At 59.9% G+C, this 19,235-nt stretch carries 15 protein-coding genes; 7 read left to right on the top strand and 8 right to left on the bottom strand.

What is annotated here, in order from left to right:
• Nucleotides 1–14 precede the first annotated feature (14 nt).
• On the bottom strand, nucleotides 15–1,316 hold the full coding sequence (locus HF679_RS10805) for an MFS transporter (RefSeq protein WP_123756087.1): 1,302 nt from the start codon (nucleotides 1,314–1,316) through the stop codon (nucleotides 15–17).
• 283 nt (nucleotides 1,317–1,599) lie between these two features.
• Between HF679_RS10805 and HF679_RS10800 the strand changes: the two genes are divergently transcribed.
• Complete coding sequence (locus tag HF679_RS10800) at nucleotides 1,600–2,691, top strand: LacI family DNA-binding transcriptional regulator (RefSeq protein ID WP_187042965.1); 1,092 nt, start codon at nucleotides 1,600–1,602, stop codon at nucleotides 2,689–2,691.
• Here HF679_RS10800 and HF679_RS10795 read toward each other — a convergent pair.
• Both HF679_RS10795 and HF679_RS10790 read right to left on the bottom strand, forming a co-directional pair.
• A complete protein-coding gene (locus tag HF679_RS10795) occupies nucleotides 2,688–3,953 on the bottom strand; it encodes a DUF1479 domain-containing protein (RefSeq protein ID WP_154143596.1) in 1,266 nt (421 codons plus the stop codon). The genes HF679_RS10800 and HF679_RS10795 overlap by 4 nt on opposite strands.
• A gap of 139 nt (nucleotides 3,954–4,092) precedes the next feature.
• A complete protein-coding gene (locus HF679_RS10790) occupies nucleotides 4,093–4,908 on the bottom strand; it encodes a Cof-type HAD-IIB family hydrolase (protein ID WP_123756088.1) in 816 nt (271 codons plus the stop codon).
• Between the two features lie 681 nt (nucleotides 4,909–5,589).
• Here HF679_RS10790 and HF679_RS10785 point away from each other — a divergent pair.
• Nucleotides 5,590–5,739, top strand: coding sequence for a hypothetical protein (locus tag HF679_RS10785; RefSeq protein WP_187042964.1), 150 nt, complete (start codon nucleotides 5,590–5,592; stop codon nucleotides 5,737–5,739).
• Between the two features lie 39 nt (nucleotides 5,740–5,778).
• Here the strand turns inward: HF679_RS10785 and HF679_RS10780 are convergent, their stop codons facing one another.
• The 4 genes from HF679_RS10780 to moeA form a co-directional block, all read right to left on the bottom strand.
• Nucleotides 5,779–8,211, bottom strand: coding sequence for a formate C-acetyltransferase/glycerol dehydratase family glycyl radical enzyme (locus HF679_RS10780; protein WP_187042963.1), 2,433 nt, complete (start codon nucleotides 8,209–8,211; stop codon nucleotides 5,779–5,781).
• 4 nt (nucleotides 8,212–8,215) lie between these two features.
• Complete coding sequence (locus HF679_RS10775) at nucleotides 8,216–9,115, bottom strand: glycyl-radical enzyme activating protein (RefSeq protein WP_187042962.1); 900 nt, start codon at nucleotides 9,113–9,115, stop codon at nucleotides 8,216–8,218.
• A 154-nt stretch (nucleotides 9,116–9,269) separates the two neighbouring features.
• A complete protein-coding gene (moeB, locus tag HF679_RS10770) occupies nucleotides 9,270–10,025 on the bottom strand; it encodes a molybdopterin-synthase adenylyltransferase MoeB (protein ID WP_187042961.1) in 756 nt (251 codons plus the stop codon).
• Nucleotides 10,025–11,260: a molybdopterin molybdotransferase MoeA gene (gene moeA / locus HF679_RS10765; RefSeq protein WP_187042960.1), complete on the bottom strand. Its 1,236-nt coding sequence runs from the start codon at nucleotides 11,258–11,260 to the stop codon at nucleotides 10,025–10,027. The genes moeB and moeA overlap by 1 nt, the downstream gene beginning before the upstream one ends.
• 238 nt (nucleotides 11,261–11,498) lie before the next feature.
• Between moeA and iaaA the strand changes: the two genes are divergently transcribed.
• The 5 genes from iaaA (at nucleotide 11,499) to gsiD (ending at nucleotide 17,787) form a co-directional block, all read left to right on the top strand.
• Complete coding sequence (gene iaaA / locus HF679_RS10760; protein ID WP_123756094.1) at nucleotides 11,499–12,440, top strand: beta-aspartyl-peptidase; 942 nt, start codon at nucleotides 11,499–11,501, stop codon at nucleotides 12,438–12,440.
• A gap of 12 nt (nucleotides 12,441–12,452) precedes the next feature.
• On the top strand, nucleotides 12,453–14,309 hold the full coding sequence (gene gsiA / locus HF679_RS10755; RefSeq protein WP_154143419.1) for a glutathione ABC transporter ATP-binding protein GsiA: 1,857 nt from the start codon (nucleotides 12,453–12,455) through the stop codon (nucleotides 14,307–14,309).
• A gap of 36 nt (nucleotides 14,310–14,345) precedes the next feature.
• Nucleotides 14,346–15,887, top strand: coding sequence for a glutathione ABC transporter substrate-binding protein GsiB (gene gsiB / locus HF679_RS10750; RefSeq protein ID WP_123756096.1), 1,542 nt, complete (start codon nucleotides 14,346–14,348; stop codon nucleotides 15,885–15,887).
• A gap of 66 nt (nucleotides 15,888–15,953) precedes the next feature.
• Nucleotides 15,954–16,874 (top strand): glutathione ABC transporter permease GsiC, encoded by a 921-nt coding sequence (gsiC, locus tag HF679_RS10745; protein ID WP_123756097.1) that lies wholly within the window; start codon nucleotides 15,954–15,956, stop codon nucleotides 16,872–16,874.
• 1 nt (nucleotide 16,875) lies between these two features.
• The gene (gsiD, locus tag HF679_RS10740) at nucleotides 16,876–17,787 is read left to right on the top strand and encodes a glutathione ABC transporter permease GsiD (protein ID WP_187042959.1); all 912 of its coding nucleotides are present in this window, start codon (nucleotides 16,876–16,878) and stop codon (nucleotides 17,785–17,787) included.
• Nucleotides 17,788–17,888: 101 nt separating this feature from the next.
• Here gsiD and rimO read toward each other — a convergent pair whose 3' ends face one another.
• Nucleotides 17,889–19,196 carry a 30S ribosomal protein S12 methylthiotransferase RimO gene (gene rimO, locus HF679_RS10735; protein WP_187042958.1) on the bottom strand — a complete coding sequence of 436 codons (1,308 nt, stop codon included), beginning with the start codon at nucleotides 19,194–19,196 and terminating at the stop codon, nucleotides 17,889–17,891.
• Nucleotides 19,197–19,235: the final 39 nt, after the last annotated feature.

The raw sequence follows: 19,235 nt of genomic DNA, 5'->3' as shown, positions 1-19,235 counted from the left end.
CTTTATATCCACTCTCAGGCGCGTTTGGCGCGACGTTCTGCAATAAATGTCACCAGGAAGATGGCGCCAATCAGGTCAAAGAAGCCCATGGCGATAAACAGCGGGTTGAAGCCGATTTTGTCGGCGGTCACCCCGATTAATAGCGAGAACAGGAAGCTGGCAATCCAGGCGGCGGAACCACGCATGCCGTTGACGGTGGCCATCTGGCCTTTATCAAATGATTCCACCACCAGCGCGCTGAGCATGCAGGAGATGATCTGGTGGCCGAAGCCGCCGATGGAGATCAGCACGATGGTGATATACGGGTCGCGGGTAATGGCGACGAGGGCCAGCGAAATCATCAGGAAGGCGCCGGTGACCGAGCTGGCGACCACCGAGTTCACCCGGGTGCAGCCGAACCAGCGGGTATACAGTTTCGTCAGATAGCCACTGGCGACGCTGCCGAGGTCGGCGGCGAGGAACGGCAGCCAGGCGAACATGGCGATCTGTTTCAGATCCATCCCGTGCTCTTTCGCCAGATAGAGCGGCACCCAGAAGCTCAATACGGCCCAGGCCGGTTCCGCCATAAAGGCCGGGATGGCGATCCCATAGAAGCGCTTATTTTTCGAGACGGTTTTCAGAGCGGTGAAAAAGGGCAGCTTCACCGCCGGTGGCTCATTATCCTGGCGAATAAACTCGAGTTCGCTCTTGCTGAGGTTAGGGTGCTTATCAGGGTTGTTGTAAAACACCCACCACAGCACCACCCACAGCAGGGCCAACACCCCGGTGAACATAAACGCCCCTTGCCAGCCGAAGGAGGCGTGAGCGAAGTAGATAATCGGCGGTGCCAGCATGGCGCCGATGGAGAACCCGACGCCAGCCCAGCCGGCCGCAATCGGACGCTCAGATTTCGGGAACCATTCGCCGATGGTTTTGGCGTTGGCCGGCGTGGCCGCGGCCTCCGCGCCCCCCATAAAGAAGCGTAAAATCGCCAGGTGCAGCCAGTTGCCCGCCCCGGCGTGGGCGATGCAGGCAATGGCCCACAGGGTGGCACAGATCATAAAGCCGAGCTTCAGGCCGATCACGTCGATCAGCCAACCGCACAGCGGCTGGAACAGGGTATAGGCCAGCTGAAACGCGCCGACGATCCAGGAGTACTGCTCGGTGGTAATGCCCAGAGTATCTTTCAGTTCCGGGGCAATGATCCCCAGCGAGTTGCGGGTGATGTAGTTGACGGTGACGCCGAGTAAAAACAGGACCAGCATCCACCAGCGTAAATTTTTGACCACCCGGCGAGATTTGCTGGCGGCCATATCGTTGTTGAGGCCTTGGCTCATAGAACTCTCCACAAGATTTTTTATGTAGGGGGCATGACCCACTCACTCCCGGAGTTGTCACACCAATTCTTGTAATTTATTGAATAATATTGTTTTATTTATATCCTTGTCCGCGTGACTAGTATGGAAGTTATCGGACCAATTCAGGTTAAGATAGAATACAGGTGGGCAGTAGCGTTATTTATGAAAGCTTTTTCATAAGGTGGCGAAATGCTCACAGCAGAGCCAAACCTTTGCTTGATAGACTGGGTTTTCCGCCCATGAAAATTCTTTCATTTTGAAGATGGAGCTGGATCACAAAATGGATAAAAAGCTAAAAATTGCCGATATCGCCGCCCGCACCGGCATGTCGGCGAGCACCGTCTCCCGGGTGCTGGCCGGCAAAGCCAACACCAGTGAAAAGGCCCGACAGGCGGTGCTGACCTGCGCGCGCGAGATGGGGGTAATGGACGGCATTGCCGCCGGGCGCATGCTGCTCAATAGCCTGGTGGTCTTTGCACCGCCGCGGGCGTTTGATGAACGTTCGGATATCTACTATTACCGGGTGATCCAGAGTATTCACCAGGCGCTGGGTGCCCATGAAGTGCGGCTGCGAACCTGCGCGCTGGAAGAAAACGACAGCGATGCCAACCTGTTCCTGGCCCGCATGAACGAACCCGAAACCGAGGCGGCGATCCTGCTGGGCATTGACGATCCGCATATTCACGATCTGGCGGCGGATCTGGCGAAACCCTGCGTATTGATCAACTGCCGCGATGAAGGGATGCGCCTGGCGTCGATTGCGCCGGATCACCGGTTGATCGGCCAGTTTGCCGCGCAGTATCTGTTCGAAATGGGCCACCGGGCGGTGCTGAATGTGATGTGCCTGCGCCGCTATACCATGGAACTGCGGCTGGCCGGTATTAAAGCGGCCTGGCGCGGGCGCAATATGCGCTTTGCCGACGGGCGGGATCTGCTCACCGTCGCCAGCTTTAGCGCCAAAGATACCGAGGCTCGGGTAGAGGAGTGGCTCGATGCCCAGGCGGGTAAGCCGCTGCCGACGGCGTTTCTGGTCGGCGGCGATTTCATGGTCGCCGGCACGGTCAACGCGTTGCAAAAGCGCGGATTACGGGTGCCACAGGATATTTCGGTGATGAGCATCGACGGGTTTAACCTGGCGGCGATTCAGGATGTACCGCTGACTGCGGTGCACGTTCCGCGAGATGAACTGGGGATTGAAGCGGTGCACATGCTGCAACAGCGGCTGATCCGCCCGGATGCGCCGCGTGGATCGTTGCTGTTGCACGGCACGTTGGTGGTGCGCGATTCGGTACGGCGGATACGCTCTGGTAACCGCCATACCGCGGTGGTGCAGGCCGGGCTGTATGACGACTAGACGTCGATGCCCAGCGCTCGTTTCCCGTGGATGTTCAGGTCGGCGAGGGTAAAACGCTCCTGCCAGTCGGCTTCGTAATCTTCACGGGGGAAGTCCCCCGGCGATGCGCCGTTTTCCAGAGCCACTTTAACTTTGTGCGCGTAGGCGAGGTTTTTCTCACACATCGGCGCGGCGGGAATGTACATCACGTTGCCCCAGCCCTGCTGGTTTTCCACCGGCGCCACCGAGTGGATGACATCGCAGTGCCACCAGACCGAATCGCCGGCGTTGAGCGCCGGAATGGAGCTGAGCGCTTTGATCAGCAGCGGGTGCCATTTCTCTGAAATGGGCAGCACTTTGCCCGGCGCCACGCCGCACAGCTCATCGTCCGGGACGTCGTCCAGCAGCGGGCGCAGCAGGACAAAGGCCATCGCTTCCGGAATCGGCACCACGTGCAGCAGTCCCTGATCGGGGATCATGTCGGAGAGGGCGGTCCAGCCCTGGAAGGTCCGGAAGACCGAGCATTTGGTGGTGTTATCGACGGTGTACTCTTCCACTTCGGTACGGTGCGCCGCATCCCACGGGTCGTAAGCGTCAATATTGCCGTTGAAGACGCTGGCAAAGACCTGCTGGTAGGCCGGGAGTAACCAGCGTTCCAGCGCGCCGGAATCGGTGTGCGCACCCAACCCCTTCGAGGTCGTGCCCGGCGGACGACGGCGGATACGGTCCGGGTAGATCACGCTGACGTCCGGGTCGAACCACTGCTTGCCGTCGTGGTTAAAGGTCCACAGGCGGTTCAGGAAGGATTGCACCGCCGCCATCTCATCACTTTGTCGCGCCTGCATCTGCGCCTGCGACCAGTAAATCGGGTAAATCTCGGGGCGGGAAGCGTCGAGCGAGCCGAAGAAGGTGTCACCAGGGCCTTTATAAACATCATCGAAATGGTTGCGGTCGAGATATTCCAGCATCGAATTATCCCAGGCCAGCGCCCGCTCGCGTGCGAAGTGGCCTTTGATCACCGCGCAGCCGCGACGCTTAACCGCCTCGCGTTGGGCGTCGCTGACCTGGCCCTGAGCAATGTCGCTGAATGGGATCACCGGCCAGACATCCTCGCCGCGGGCTTTCAGCGTGTCGATCTCTTCGAGACGGGCCGCGATCCGCGCGCTCAGCCGGTCGAATACCGCCTGGACATCGCCGATCTGCGCGCGCAGATGCTGTTTCATGTGTCGAATCGCCGTTTTGTGGTCGGCGGGTAATGTTTCGTGGGTATAGATAGCAGCCATGGTGACCTCACTCATCTTTCATTCGAAAGTATTTAATCTTACAAACGATAATTTAAGTTAAAATAAAGTTAATGCAAGTTTAAAAAGTAGAGTGGGCGCACAAAATGGAAAAGCCGGGGCAGGGCGCCCCGGTTAGCGGTCAGTCGCTGAAGGGAGAGGTCCGGTCGAGAACGGCCTGAATAACCTTCAGCGCCCCGTGATGATTGTTGTCATCGGTGGCGTATGACGAGATGGCTTTGATGCTGTCTGCGGCATTGCCCATGGCGAAAGCGTATTTCACCAGCTTCAGCATTTCCGCATCGTTGCCGCTGTCGCCAATGGCGACGCACTCCTGCGGCGAGATCTGCCAGCGCTTAAGCAGACGGCTGATGCCGTTGGCTTTGTGCAGGCCGGGGATAATTAAATCGACAAAGCCGAAACCGCTGGTGACGGGCTTCATGATGCCGTCCAGCGAGACATGCAGTTTATCGATAAGCTGCGGGATTTCGCTATCCGGCAGGTTAAGGGAGAACTTGAACAGCGTGTCGTCAATGGCCTGGTAATCGCTGATGCGCTGCAGGCGGTGGTAGTGCTTTGACATCAATGCGACAAACGACTCTGGGGCTTTATCGCTGACGTAGGCGCTCTCCAGGCCGCAGGCAACGAAGTTGAGCTGACGGTCTTTCAGCAGTTCGCCAATCACCACCTGGGATTCGTGACGGGTCAGTTCGCCGTGGAACAGCTGTTTGCCGTGTTCGTACACCAGCGCGCCGTTCTCGGCGACAAACGAGATCTGCTCGCGGATTTCCGGGAAAAATGAGATCAGCTGGTAGTACTGGTTGCCGCTGGCGACAACAAATTCAATACCTTGCTGCTGAAGTTGCGCGAACTGCGCAAGAAAACGCGGGCGATCGTACTGCTTGGCGTCATTGAGAAAAGTTCCGTCCATATCAGTGACGATAACTTTAACGGTCATAACAAAGGCTCCTGGCTAACTTCGACCAGCAACATTCTAATTACAATGTGACCTGAAGCACAAATTTATTTCGAATGAAAGTCATTAACACCCCGCAGGCGCAGCCGATCAATGTGGGCTGGGTGCGGGGTTATTCCCGGAGGCGGCGTGACCGCCGGTCCGGGCTACGACGGAGCGGGGCGATGGGGGCTGGGTGCGGGGGGTTAATCCCGGAGGCGGCGTGACCGCCTGTCCGGGCTACGGCGGAGTGGGGTGATGGGGTTGGGTGTGGGAGTTATTCCCGGAGGCGGCGTGACCGCCTGTCCGGGCTACGGCGGAGCGGGGCGATGGGGCTGGTGCGGGGGTTAATCCCGGAGGCGGCGTGACCGCCGGTCCGGGCTACGACGGAGCGGGGCGATGAGGCTGGGTGCGGGGGTTAATCCCGGAGGCGGCGTGACCGCCTGTCCGGGCTACGACGGAGCGGGGCGATGGGGGCTGGGTGCGGGGGGTTAATCCCGGAGGCGGCGTGACCGCCTGTCCGGGCTACGGCGGAGTGGGGTGATGGGGTTGGGTGTGGGAGTTATTCCCGGAGGCGGCGTGACCGCCTGTCCGGGCTACGGCGGAGCGGGGCGATGGGGCTGGTGCGGGGGTTAATCCCGGAGGCGGCGTGACCGCCTGTCCGGGCTACGACGGAGCGGGGCGATGAGGCTGGGTGCGGGGGTTAATCCCGGAGGCGGCGTGACCGCCTGTCCGGGCTACGACGGAGCGGGCAATGTGGGCTGGGTGCGGGGGTTATTCCCGGAGGCGGTGCTGAGCACCTGTCCGGGCTACGGGGCTTGTGCCTGGGTGTAGCCCGGACAAGGCGCAGCGCGCCGCCTCCGGGGAGGTGCCTTACAGCGTATGCTCGGTGCGGGCGATGATATCGTCCTGGGCATCCGGCGACAGGGCGGTGAAGAAGGCAGAATACCCGGCGACGCGGACCACTAAATCGCGATACTGGTCGGGGTGTTTCTTCGCTTCCAGCAGCGTTTCGCGCGACACGATGTTGTACTGGATATGCCAGCCTTTATGCACCTCGAAGAAGGTGCGCAGCAGCACCATCAGCTTCTGCTTATCGGACTCGTTCTCCAGCGTCGCGGGGTTCAGCTTCTGGTTAAGCAGCACGCCGCCGAGGATCGAACCGGTAGGCAGCTTGCCGACCGAGCTGATTACTGCCGTTGGCCCCAAATGGTCGGTCCCGGACGCCGGGCTGGCCCCTTCCGCCAGCGGTGAATGCGCCTTACGCCCGTCCGGCGTCGCCATGGTCTGGGCACCAAACGGCACGTTAGCAGAGATAGACGACGTCCCGGCATAGTAGGTGCCGCCAATCGGCCCCCGGCCATAACGCGGGTTGTGATACTGCTTCAGCTCATCGATGTAGGTCTGGTAGGCGCGCGCCAGCAGGGTGTCCACGCTGTCATCATCGTTACCGTATTTTGGTGCGCCGTTAATTAAACGCTGACGCAGCTGCTCGTGGGTCAGGCCGTCGAAATCTTCCGCCAGCGCTTTCGCCAGCTGCTGTTGGCCGATGGCTCCCTGCTCGAACACCAGTTTCTTGACCGCCACCAGACTGTTGCCGAGGTTGGCGATCCCGACCTGCAGGCCGGAAACCCAGTCGTATTTCGCGCCGCCCTGCTTAATGCTTTTCGCCCGCTCGATGCAGTCATCCACCAGCGCCGAGCAGAGAATGTCATGGACGTTCTCTTCCAGCATGGTATCCACGACATACTCAATTTCGATCGATTTGCGGGTGTAGTAACGAATTTGCGTATCCCATGCCGCCATCACTTCGTCGAAGTCAGTGAAGTTGCCTGCGGACAGGGCTTTCGCCTGCGGCAGGAACACCTCGCCGCTGGTGGCGTCGCGACCGCCTTCCATCGCCGCCAGCATCACCCGGGCGAAGTTGATAAAGCTCATGCCGGTGCAGCGATAGCCCCACTTGCCGCCGACCGCGGTTTCGATGCAGCCGATGGCCGCGTAGTCGTAGGCGTCCTGCGGCTCGATGCCGAGCTTGATGAATTCCGGGATCACGATTTCGTCGTTATTAAACGCCGGCATCCCGAAGCCGCAGCGAATTACCTGGACGCAGGCGTCGAGGAAGTCGTTACTCATCCCGGCGTGATAGCGCACGCTGAGGTTCGGCTGAGTGGAACGCAGGCGACCGCAGGATTCCAGAATCGCATAGGAGAGCGGGTTCACCGCGTCCTGCGGGGCACCGTTAATCAGGTTTTGTCCGCCGATGGTGACGTTCTGATACAGCGGGCTGCCCGCCGAGGCTTTCGAGTGCGAGCCGGAGCGGATTTTGTTCACTTCCAGCAGCTTCAGCCAGCAGCTATGCAGCAGTTCAATGGCCTGCTCGCGCTCCAGCGATTGCTGCAGCTCGACGTCGCGACGGTAGAACGGATAGAGATACTGGTCCATACGGCCAAAGGAGACCGAGTGGCCGTTGGATTCAATCTGCAGGATCAGCTGGATGAAGTAGCACAGCTGCAGCGCCTGCCAGAACGTTTTCGGCGGCTCGTGGGCGATATGGTCGCAGTTTTCCGCCATCGCCAGCAGCTCGTCCCGGCGGGTGGCGCGCGTCTCGGTCGCCGCCATCGTCCGCGCCAGTTCGGCAAAGCGCTTGCTGTGCTGGCTTACCGCCTCCAGCACGATATCAATGGCTTTCAGGAACTGTTCGCCGTGCAAATCTTCCAGCACGGTGAGGTTGATGCGTGAACGGCGCTCGGCCACCTTGGCGCGCATCCCGTCGAGGCCTTTTTCCAGCAGCAGCGCATAGTTAACCGCCAGGTGCGCATCGCCGGAGGTCATATTGCCTTCGGCTTTAATAATGCCGGTCGCCAGCAGCGCTTTTTGCTCATCGGTAAACATTCCGTAGCAGCGATCCTGGACGGTTTGCCCACGCCACCACGGGCAGATTTCATGCAGTACCTGCTTGTTCTCTTCACTGACCGCAAAACCGGCGCCAGGACGATCGGCGAGGTCATCGATCTCTTTTTCGATCCAGCTGACGGTATATTCCGGGAAGATTGGCGCGGCGCGGACTTCGCTGGCCTGGTTGCCAACGATCAGTTCGTCGTGCTTGATCCAGATAGTGCGCTCGGCCAGGTGATGGGCCAGCGCCAGCGCGCGACGCACCGGGATCGGCTTATCCAGATGCTGCTGATAAGCGGTGGTGTAATGCTGCGCCCGCTCGGTGCACACCGGCGGCTTAACGATATGTACCAGTGCCATTTTGTGCGCCTGAATGCGTGCGCTCAGCGTATCAAGTTTCAGGGTGGTCATGGGGTTATCCTCGTAAAGTAGCCGTTAAACCTTTGCTCTGAGCATAGTGCTGCGCGAAGGCGAGCAGCTCGGGGTCAGCAAGCGGTTTATCCGGAGCGGTATAGGGCTGGTTGAGTAACTGATATTTGTTCATCCCCAGCGTGTGGTACGGCAGGAAATGAATCTCCGCGACCTGCAGACGGTCGGCGGCAAAATCGGTGATGGCGGTAATGGCGGCTTCATCGGCGTTGAACCCCTGAATCAGCGGGACGCGAATGATAATTTTCTTGCCGGCCTGCGCCACCCGTTGCAGGTTATCGAGCACCCGTCGTGCGCTGCCGTCGGTCCACTGGTTGAAGATGGCTTCGTTGACATGTTTCAGGTCAGCGAGAAACAGATCGGTCCACGGCAGCGAAGGGGCAATGTATTTCCACGGCACGTGCAGGCAGGTTTCAACTGCGGTATGGATCCCGGCTTCATGGCTGGCCTGCAACAGCTGCTGCGCCAGTTCAGGATTCATAAACGGTTCGCCGCCGGAGAGGGTGATCCCGCCGCCGCTGCGATCGTAAAAGGGTTTATCGCGCAGCACGGTTGCCATAATCTCCGCCACGCTCTTCTCTTCGCCGCAGACGCTGAGGGCGGTGGTCGGGCAGCATTCGCGCAGCCGGGTATAATGGTCATCGGTGAGCTTTTCGCGATGGATAATCAGACCGTCGAGAGTGCGGGTAATCACTTCCGGCGCGGCCTGCTGGCACAGGTCACAGCCGTCGAGGCACAAGCGCGCGTCGTACAGCAGGTCGGCGCTGCGGGCGCGGCTTTCCGGATTCTGGCACCAGCGGCAACCCAACGAACAGCCTTTCAGGAAGACGACGGTGCGAATCCCTGGACCGTCATGGGTAGAATAGCGCTGAATGTTGAAGATCATGATTTACCCTCTTTTTGCATATGAAGATTAAATTACTTTCGAATGAAAGTGGCATTGATGCAAATCAACAAGCAGAAGAGATCTCATCAGGAAGAAGAGGGAAAGGCGGATCCGGTCACAGATTATCCGGCGGCGGGCGCCGCCGGTTAGTAGATTAGTGGCGAGCGCACACTTCGCACTGCGGGTCACGCAGCAGCTTCATTTCGCGAAACTGGCAGGTCATTGCATCGTACATCACTATTTTACCCGCCGCCGGCGTGCCGTAGTGGGTGAGCACTTTGATTGCTTCCATCGCCTGTAGCGTGCCGATAACCCCAACCAGCGGCGCCATCACCCCTGCCTCAACGCAGGTGAGGGCGTTTTCACCAAACAGGCGGCTCAGGCAGCGATAGCACGGCTCGTCCTCCTGCCAGGTAAAGACGCTGATCTGGCCTTCCATGCGGATGGCAGCACCGGACACCAGCGGTGTTTTGTGCAGGAAACAGCCGGCGTTCAGCTGGTTACGAATAGCGACATTATCGGTGCAGTCGAGCACCAGGTCGTGGACGGCGATCTGCGCCCGCAAGCTCTCTTCGTCCAGCAGGGCATTCACTGGGGTGAGCTGAACATGGGGGTTAATACGCGCCAGCGCGTCGCGCGCGGAATCGACTTTCGGCTGGCCGATGGTGGCATCGCTGTGCAGCGTCTGACGCTGTAAATTGGAGAGCGCGACGGTATCGAAATCCAGCAGCGTCAGTTGGCCGACGCCCGCTGCGGCCAGATACTGCGCGGCGGCGCAGCCGAGTCCGCCGAGGCCGACCACCAGCACCCGCGAGGCCTTCAGCTGCTCCTGACCGTCAAAATCAAACCCGCGCAGGATGATTTGTCGGTTGTAGCGCAGCATCTCCTCATCGCTCAGCTCGACGCCCATTACAGTCCCCCGAACAGATGGTTGAAGGGCTCGACTTCCACCCATTCCCCGGCTTCAACATGGCCGCGTTCACGTTCGAGCACAATAAAACAGTTGCCGAGGCTGAAAGAGCTGAAAATATGCGAACCCTGGTGACCGGTAGAGCTGACCACCAGTTCACCATCCGGAGTGCGCTGGAGCACGCCGCGCTGGAAGTCGAGGCGTCCCGGTGATTTTTTCAAGCGGGCGGCGGCGCGTACGCGCAGGCGGGTAGGCTGAACCTGGCCGTGATTGCCGCTCAGCTTCGCCAGCAGCGGCTGCACCAGCTGGTAGAAGGTCAGGGTCGCGGAAACCGGGTTTCCAGGCAGACCGCAGAACCAGCTGGTGTTCAGTTTACCGAAGGCAAAAGGTTTGCCCGGTTTGATAGCCAGCTTCCAGAAGCCAATTTCACCCAGCTCTTCAAGGATGGTTTTGGTGTAATCCGCTTCCCCGACGGAGACGCCGCCGGAGCTAATCACCACGTCGGCCTGCTGGTCCGCCTCGATAAAGGCGGCGCGCAGCTTGTCCGGATCGTCAGGGATAATGCCAAGGTTAATGACCTCACACCCCAGCTGTTGCAGCATCAGGTGCACGGCCAGGCGGTTGGTATCGTAGATTTGCCCGTCGCCAAGCGGCTGGCCCGGCAGCTGGAGTTCGTCCCCGGTTGAGAACACCGCGACGCGCACTTGGCGTACCACTTCGACTTGCGCAATCCCCAGTGACGCCAGGACCGGCAGTTCGGCGACGGTTAAACGGGTCCCCGCCGGGAACACCACGGCGCCGGCGGCGATGTCTTCCCCGCGCAGGCGAATGTTCTGTCCGGCTTTCACCGGTGCAAGGAAACGCACGCCGTCGTCGGTCTGTTCGGTCTCTTCCTGCATCACCACCGCATCGCAGCCTGGCGGGATCGGCGCGCCGGTCATAATGCGGATGCAGCTTCCGGCAGGCCACGGCGCGTGAAAAGGCTGCCCGGCGAAGGCTTTACCCGCCACCGGCAGCGCGGCGCCGTCGGCGAGGTCGGCCAGTCGCACGGCATAGCCATCCATCGCCGAGTTATCAAAGCCAGGAACGTCCAGCGGCGAGCTAAGATCATGGGCAGTCACGCGGGAAAAGGCCTGCAACAGCGGTACGGTTTCCAACGCACTCAGCGGCGTAATTCGATTGAGCATTTCTGTCAGGGCTGTGTCGAGGGGCATCAGTCCGGCGTTAAAATCCATGGGGCTCTCCTGCGGGTAAAACTACGAAAGGGGCATTATGCCAGAAAAGCGTTGCCGTCCATACGGCTTCACCGTTTGTGCTAACACCTGCGGATGCGCTTTCTATATTCCAAAATTGTATAGGACTGTCAGCACGATAATGATATTTATACATAAAATTATCCATGGACACTCTTTGCCACTCAGTGGTGGTTTACAGGATGTCAGGTTAAGACACACATCGTTAAGGGATCGCTGAATGGGCAAGGCGGTGATAGCAATTCATGGCGGAGCGGGCGCATTGACGCGCGCGACCATGACACCGGAGCGCGAGCGGCAGTATGTGGCGGCGCTCTCAGAGATTGTCGACAGCGGGCAAAAAATGCTGGCAGCAGGGGCCAGCGCGCTGGATACGGTGACCGAAGCGGTGCGGCTGCTGGAAGAGTGTCCGCTGTTTAATGCCGGGATCGGCTCGGTCTTTACCCGCGACGCCACCCACGAACTGGACGCCTGCGTGATGGACGGCAACCAGCTGCAGGTTGGGGCGGTCGCCGGGGTCAAACATCTGCGTAACCCGGTGCTGGCGGCGCGTCTGGTGCTTGAGCGTAGCCCGCACGTGCTGCTGATTGGCGAAGGGGCCGAGGCGTTTGCCGCCTCCCACGGAATGGCGCAGGTCGACAACGATCTGTTTTCGACCACCGAGCGGCGGCTGCAGCTCCAGCAGGCCCAGAGTGACGATGTCATCGTGCTCGATCACCACGCCGCGCCGCTGGATGAGCGGCAAAAAATGGGCACCGTCGGTGCCGTGGCGTTGGATCTGAACGGTAATCTGGCCGCCGCGACCTCGACCGGCGGCATGACCAATAAACTGCCCGGCCGCGTTGGCGACAGCCCGCTGCCGGGGGCCGGGTGCTATGCCAATAACGCCAGCGTGGCGGTCTCCTGTACCGGCACCGGCGAGGTGTTCATCCGTGCGATGGCGGCCTACGATATCGCCGCGCTGATGGAGTATGGCAACCTCAGCCTGTTCGACGCCTGCGAGCGGGTGGTGATGGAAAAACTGCCGGCGCTTGGCGGCAGCGGCGGGCTGATTGCCATCGACAGAGAAGGCAACGTGGTGCTGCCGTTTAACAGCGAAGGCATGTATCGGGCCTGGTGCTATGCCGGCGATACGCCGACAATTGGGATCTATCGGGAATAAGGAGGACGCGCGTTGCCACATAGTCAAGATATCGACGCCAGTGACGTTCTGGTGGTACGCGATCTGAACGTGGCGTTTCGCCAGGAGCAGGCGACCTTTGCTGCGGTGCAACACCTTTCGTTCACCCTGCGGCGCGGCGAGACCTTAGCCATCGTCGGGGAGTCTGGTTCAGGCAAATCGGTGACCGCGCTGGCGCTGATGCGTCTGCTCGACCAGGCGGCGAGCCAGGTCAGCAGCGAGGCGCTGAGGCTGCGTCGTCGCAACGGCCAGGTCATCGCCCTCGACGCGCTGTCCGACGCCGGGATGCGCAGCGTGCGCGGGGCCGACATGGCGATGATTTTCCAGGAGCCAATGACCTCGCTGAACCCGGTGTTTACCGTCGGGGAGCAGATCGCCGAATCCCTGCGACTACACCAGGGATTAGGGCGTGAGGCGGCGCTGCGGGAAGCGAAGAAAATGCTCGATCAGGTACGCATTCCCGAAGCAGAAACGATGCTCTCGCGCTATCCGCATCAGCTATCCGGCGGGATGCGCCAGCGGGTGATGATCGCGATGGCGCTGTCGTGCCGCCCGGCGGTGCTGATCGCCGATGAACCGACCACCGCGCTGGATGTCACCATCCAGGCACAGATTCTGCAGCTCATCGCCGTACTGCAAAAAGAGATGGCGATGGGGGTAATTTTTATCACCCACGATATGGGCGTGGTGGCCGATATCGCCGACCGGGTGCTGGTGATGTACCGCGGTGAAGCGGTAGAGAGCGGCAGCGTGGAGGAGATTTTCCGCGCGCCGCAGCATCCGTATACCCAGGCGCTGCTGGCGGCGGTACCGCGGTTGGGGGCGATGCGCGGCAGCGTGCTGCCGCGCCGTTTCCCGCTGCTCGCGCAAGAACCGTCGGAAGAGGAACAACAGAACACGGTGGGGAGCGGCGAGCCGATTCTCAAAGTGCGCGACCTGGTGGCGCGCTTTCCGCTGCGCAGCGGCATTCTGAACCGCATCACCCGGGAAGTTCACGCGGTGGAAAAGGTCAGCTTCGATTTGTGGCCGGGGGAAACCCTGTCGTTGGTCGGCGAGTCCGGCTGCGGCAAGTCAACCACCGGGCGCGCGTTATTGCGGCTGGTGGCGACGCAGGGCGGTTCGATCGTCTTTAACGGTGAGCGCATCGATACCCTGGCCAACAGCAAGCTGCAGGCGCTGCGCCGCGATATCCAGTTTATTTTCCAGGATCCGTTCGCCTCGCTCGACCCGCGACAAACCATCGGCTATTCGATTATGGAGCCGCTGCGGATCCACGGCATGCTTGAGGGCGAGGCCGCACGTCAGCGCGTCAGCTGGCTGCTGGAGCGCGTTGGCCTGCAGCCGGAACACGCCTGGCGTTATCCGCATGAGTTTTCCGGCGGCCAGCGTCAGCGGGTTTGCATCGCCCGCGCGCTGGCGCTCAACCCGAAAGTGGTGATTGCCGATGAAGCAGTCTCGGCGCTTGATGTGTCGATCCGCGCGCAGATTATTAATCTGATGCTCGATTTACAGCGCGAAATGGGCATCGCCTTCCTGTTTATTTCGCACGATATGGCGGTGGTTGAACGCATCAGCCACCGCGTAGCGGTGATGTATCGTGGGCGCATCGTTGAGATTGGCCCACGTCGCGCCGTGTTTGAAAACCCGCAGCATCCTTATACCCGCAAACTGATGGCCGCCGTACCGGTGGCCGACCCGGCGCATCGTCATCCGCAGCGCGTGCTGCTGTCTGACGAACTGCCGGGCAATATTTACAAGCGCGGGGAAGAGGTCATCAGCACGCCGTTACAACAGGTGGGACCGGGGCATTATGTCGCCAGGGAACCCGTCGCCGACGTGCTGGGAAGATAACAACGACACTAACAAAACAGTATTCAGGAGAACAACATGACACAACGCGTATTACGCAAAGGGTTGTTGGCGCTGGGCATCGTGTCGGCGCTGGCTGCAAGCCCGGCCTTTGCCGCCAAAGATGTCGTCGTGGCGGTCGGTTCTAACTTTACGACCCTTGATCCTTATGACGCCAATGACACCCTGTCACAGGCGGTCGCAAAGTCTTTTTATCAAGGCCTGTTTGGTCTTGATAAGGAGATGAAGCTGCAGAACGTGCTGGCGGAAAGCTACACGATTTCGCCGGACGGCCTGGTCTACACCATCAAGCTGCATTCGGGCGTCAAGTTCCAGGACGGCAGCGATTTTAATGCCGATGCGGTGAAGGCCAACCTCGACCGCGCCAGCAACCCGGACAACCACCTCAAACGCTACAACCTGTATAAAAATATCGCCAGCACCGACGTCGTTGACCCGACGACGGTGAAGATCACCCTTAAGCAGCCTTTCTCAGCGTTCATCAACATCCTGGCCCACCCGGCAACGGCGATGATCTCCCCGGCGGCGCTGAAAAAATACGGCAAGGAGATTGGCTTCCATCCGGTAGGGACCGGGCCGTATAAGCTCGACACCTGGAATCAGACCGATTTTGTCAAAGTGACGAAATTTGCCGGTTACTGGCAGCCAGGCCTGCCGAAGCTGGACTCGATCACCTGGCGTCCGGTGGTGGATAACAATACCCGTGCGGCGATGCTGCAAACCGGCGAGGCGCAGTTTGCCTTCCCGATCCCCTACGAGCAGGCCCCGCTGCTGGAGAAAAACAGCAAGCTGGAGCTGGTGGCCAGCCCGTCAATCATGCAGCGCTACATCAGCATGAACGTCACGCAAAAGCCGTTCGATAACCCGAAAGTGCGGGAAGCGATCAACTACGCCATCAACCGCCAGGCGCTGGTGAAAGTCGCCTTTGCGGGTTACGCCACCCCGGCGACCGGCGTTGTGCCGCCGTCGATTGCCTATGCCGAGAGCTTTAAACCGTGGCCGTACGATCCGGCGAAAGCTCGCGAACTGCTGAAAGAGGCCGGTTACCCTAACGGTTTCAGCACCACTCTGTGGTCGTCGCATAACCACAGCACCGCGCAGAAAGTGCTGCAGTTTACCCAACAGCAGCTGGCGCAGGTGGGGATTAAGGCGCAGCTGACGGCGATGGATGCTGGCCAGCGTGCGGCGGAAGTGGAAGGCAAAGGGCAGAAAGAGAGCGGGGTGCGGATGTTCTACACCGGCTGGTCCGCCTCAACGGGCGAAGCCGACTGGGCGCTGTCGCCGCTGTTTGCTTCGCAAAACTGGCCGCCAACCCTGTTCAACACCGCCTTCTATGGCAATCCGCAGGTGGATAAAGACCTCAGCGACGCCCTGAAAACCACCGACGTGCAGGAAAAAACGCGGCTCTACAAAGCGGCGCAGGAGACTATCTGGAAAGAGTCGCCGTGGGTACCGCTGGTGGTCGAAAAACTGGTCTCGGCCCATAGCAAGACCCTCAGTGGTTTCTATATTCAGCCGGATACCGGATTTAGCTTTGAACAGGCGGATTTAGCACAGTGATGGTATCTACCCTGACCCTCTCCCACGTCGGGAGAGGGATGCAGACCTGCAGGCAAAGGGGGGATGATGCTCAACTATGTGCTTAAGCGCCTGCTGGGCCTGATCCCAACCCTGCTGATTGTGGCGGTGCTGGTGTTTTTGTTCGTGCATATGCTGCCCGGCGATCCGGCGCGGCTGATTGCCGGTCCGGAGGCCGACGCGCAGGTGGTGGCGATGGTGCGCCAGCAGTTGGGGCTTGACCAGCCGCTGCATGTGCAGTTCTGGCACTACATCACCAGCGTGCTGCAGGGCGATTTTGGCACCTCGATGGCGTCGCGTCGCCCGGTCAGCAGCGAAATCGCCAGCCGCTTTATGCCGACGCTGTGGCTGACGCTCGCCAGCATGAGCTGGGCGGTGATCTTTGGCATGGCGGCGGGGATTGTGGCCGCCGTGTGGCGGAATCGCTGGCCCGACCGGCTGGGGATGGCGCTGGCGGTCACCGGGATCTCATTTCCGGCCTTTGCGCTGGGGATGCTGCTGATGCAGGTGTTCTCGGTGGAGCTGGGCTGGTTGCCGACGGTAGGCGCCGATAGCTGGCGACACTATATTCTGCCTTCGCTGACGTTGGGGGCGGCGGTGGCGGCGGTGATGGCGCGGTTTACCCGGGCCTCGTTTGTCGATGTTCTGCATGAAGACTATATGCGCACCGCCCGCGCCAAAGGGGTGAGCGAGACGCTGGTGGTGCTCAAACATGGTCTGCGCAACGCCATGATCCCGGTCGTCACCATGATGGGGCTGCAGTTCGGCTTTCTGCTCGGAGGTTCGATTGTGGTCGAGAAGGTCTTTAACTGGCCAGGTCTCGGGCGGTTGCTGGTGGATTCGGTGGAGATGCGCGATTATCCGGTGATTCAGGCGGAAGTTCTCCTCTTTTCGCTGGAGTTTATTCTTATCAATTTAGTGGTGGATGTGCTGTATGCCGCCATTAACCCGGCTATCAGGTACAAGTAAGGTGCGATTGCTCAACTGGAGAAGGCAGGCGGTTATCAACGCGATGCCGGGCATCAGGCCCGGACACATCCGCACGCCGTGGCGCGAGTTCTGGCGGCGATTTCGTCGTCAGCCGGTGGCGATGGGGGCGGGGGTATTTGTCCTGCTGCTGATTATGCTTGCGCTGGTGGCACCGTGGATCGTGCCGTTCGATGCGGAAAACTATTTCGATTATGACCGGCTCAATGACGGCCCGTCGATGATCCACTGGTTTGGCGTGGATTCGTTAGGGCGGGATATCTTTAGCCGGGTGCTGGTCGGCGCGCGGATTTCACTGGCGGCCGGGGTGCTGGCGGTGCTGATCGGCGCGGTGATTGGCACCGTGCTCGGTTTACTGGCCGGGTATTACGAAGGCTGGTGGGACCGCATCATCATGCGCATCTGCGATGTGCTGTTCGCGTTCCCTGGGATCCTGCTGGCGATTGCGGTGGTGGCGGTGATGGGCAGCGGCATGTCAAACGTGATCATTGCGGTGGCGATCTTCTCGATCCCGGCCTTTGCCCGACTGGTGCGCGGGAATACCCTGGTGCTCAAGCAGCAGACCTTTATCGAGTCGGCACGCAGCATTGGCGCCAGCGATATGACGATCCTGTTCAGCCATATTTTGCCCGGCACGGTATCGTCGATCGTGGTCTATTTCACCATGCGTATCGGGGTATCGATTATCTCCGCCGCCAGTCTTTCTTTCCTCGGACTGGGGGCGCAGCCGCCGACGCCGGAGTGGGGGGCGATGCTCAACGAAGCGCGCGCGGATATGGTAATGGCACCGCACGTGGCGCTGTTTCCGGCGATTGCGATTTTCCTGACGGTGCTGGCGTTTAATCTGCTGGGAGACGGCCTGCGCGATGCGCTGGATCCGAAGATAAAGGGATAAGGTAGAATTCCCCGGTGGCGTTGTCGCTTACCGGGGCTACAGACTGACACCCGGATCAGGCGCGTTAGCGCCGCAATCCGGGATAAGCTCAGAGAGAGGACTTAAACCCGGCTGCCCCACAGGTCGTATTCGTCGGCGTGTTCAACTTTCACACGCACCACGTCGCCTGGTTTGACCTTGGTTTCGCCGTTCAGGTAGACCGCGCCGTCGATTTCCGGGGCATCGGCCATGCTGCGGCCAATCGCGCCTTCTTCGTCAACTTCGTCGATCAGCACCATCACTTCACGGCCCACTTTTTCCTGCAGGCGTTCGGCGGAAATCTGCTGCTGAAGCTGCATAAAGCGGTTCCAGCGCTCTTCTTTTACCTCTTCCGGGACCTGATCCGCCAGTTCGTTGGCGGTGGCGCCTTCAACCGGGCTGTATTTGAAGCAGCCGACGCGATCGAGGCGGGCATCTTTCAGGAAGTCGAGCAGCATCTGGAAATCTTCTTCGGTTTCACCCGGGAAGCCGACGATAAAGGTCGAACGCAGGGTCAGGTCCGGGCAGATTTCACGCCACTGCTTGATGCGCGCCAGCTGACGGTCCGCAGAACCCGGGCGTTTCATCAGTTTCAGAATACGCGGGCTGGCGTGCTGCAGCGGGATATCCAGGTACGGCAGAATTTTGCCGGCGGCCATTAACGGGATCACGTCATCCACGTGCGGGTACGGATAGACGTAGTGCAGGCGCACCCAGATCCCCAGCTTCGCCAGCTCTTCACACAGGCTGACCATGCTGGTTTTGACCGGCATGCCGTCGTGGAAGCCGGTGCGATGTTTAACATCGACGCCGTAAGCAGACGTATCCTGGGAGATGACCAGCAGCTCTTTAACGCCGGCATCGGCCAGGCGTTTGGCTTCGGAAAGCACTTCGCCAATCGGACGGCTGACCAGGTCGCCACGCATCGACGGGATAATGCAGAAGGTGCAGCGGTGGTTACAGCCTTCGGAAATTTTCAGATAGGCGTAATGACGCGGCGTCAGCTTCACGCCCTGTTCCGGCACCAGGCTCAGGAACGGGTTGTGCTTTGGCTTAGGCGTGTAGTGGTGAACATGCTCCAGAACCTGCTCGTAGCTGTGCGGGCCGGTGATCTCAAGCACTTTCGGATGCACTTCACGAATCTGATCTTCTTTAGCGCCCAGGCAACCGGTAACGATAACTTTGCCGTTTTCTTTTAACGCTTCACCGATGGTTTCCAGCGATTCCTGGACCGCGCTGTCGATAAAGCCGCAGGTGTTGACGATAACCATATCGGCATTGTCGTAGCTGGGAACCACTTCATAACCTTCGGTACGCAGTTCGGTCAGAATGCGCTCGGAGTCCACGAGGTTTTTCGGGCACCCTAATGAGATAAATCCAATTTTGGCCATTTTTTATACTATTCATTGCTCGGAATGGCGCGATTATAC

It is taken from the genome of Enterobacter sp. JUb54, assembly GCF_014298075.1.
GTDB classification, from domain to species: Bacteria; Pseudomonadota; Gammaproteobacteria; order Enterobacterales; family Enterobacteriaceae; genus Klebsiella; species Klebsiella lignicola.
This window is presented reverse-complemented; position numbering and strand designations above follow the sequence as displayed.

Bases quoted from the DNA above. Each gene is read 5' to 3' on its own strand.
- HF679_RS10805 (WP_123756087.1), bottom strand. From the start codon at position 1,316: ATGAGCCAAGGCCTCAACAACGATATGGCCGCCAGCAAATCTCGCCGG.
- HF679_RS10800 (WP_187042965.1), top strand. From the start codon at position 1,600: ATGGAGCTGGATCACAAAATGGATAAAAAGCTAAAAATTGCCGATATC.
- HF679_RS10795 (WP_154143596.1), bottom strand. From the start codon at position 3,953: ATGGCTGCTATCTATACCCACGAAACATTACCCGCCGACCACAAAACG.
- HF679_RS10790 (WP_123756088.1), bottom strand. From the start codon at position 4,908: ATGACCGTTAAAGTTATCGTCACTGATATGGACGGAACTTTTCTCAAT.
- HF679_RS10785 (WP_187042964.1), top strand. From the start codon at position 5,590: ATGAGGCTGGGTGCGGGGGTTAATCCCGGAGGCGGCGTGACCGCCTGT.
- HF679_RS10780 (WP_187042963.1), bottom strand. From the start codon at position 8,211: ATGACCACCCTGAAACTTGATACGCTGAGCGCACGCATTCAGGCGCAC.
- HF679_RS10775 (WP_187042962.1), bottom strand. From the start codon at position 9,115: ATGATCTTCAACATTCAGCGCTATTCTACCCATGACGGTCCAGGGATT.
- moeB (WP_187042961.1), bottom strand. From the start codon at position 10,025: ATGGGCGTCGAGCTGAGCGATGAGGAGATGCTGCGCTACAACCGACAA.
- moeA (WP_187042960.1), bottom strand. From the start codon at position 11,260: ATGGATTTTAACGCCGGACTGATGCCCCTCGACACAGCCCTGACAGAA.
- iaaA (WP_123756094.1), top strand. From the start codon at position 11,499: ATGGGCAAGGCGGTGATAGCAATTCATGGCGGAGCGGGCGCATTGACG.
- gsiB (WP_123756096.1), top strand. From the start codon at position 14,346: ATGACACAACGCGTATTACGCAAAGGGTTGTTGGCGCTGGGCATCGTG.
- gsiC (WP_123756097.1), top strand. From the start codon at position 15,954: ATGCTCAACTATGTGCTTAAGCGCCTGCTGGGCCTGATCCCAACCCTG.
- rimO (WP_187042958.1), bottom strand. From the start codon at position 19,196: ATGGCCAAAATTGGATTTATCTCATTAGGGTGCCCGAAAAACCTCGTG.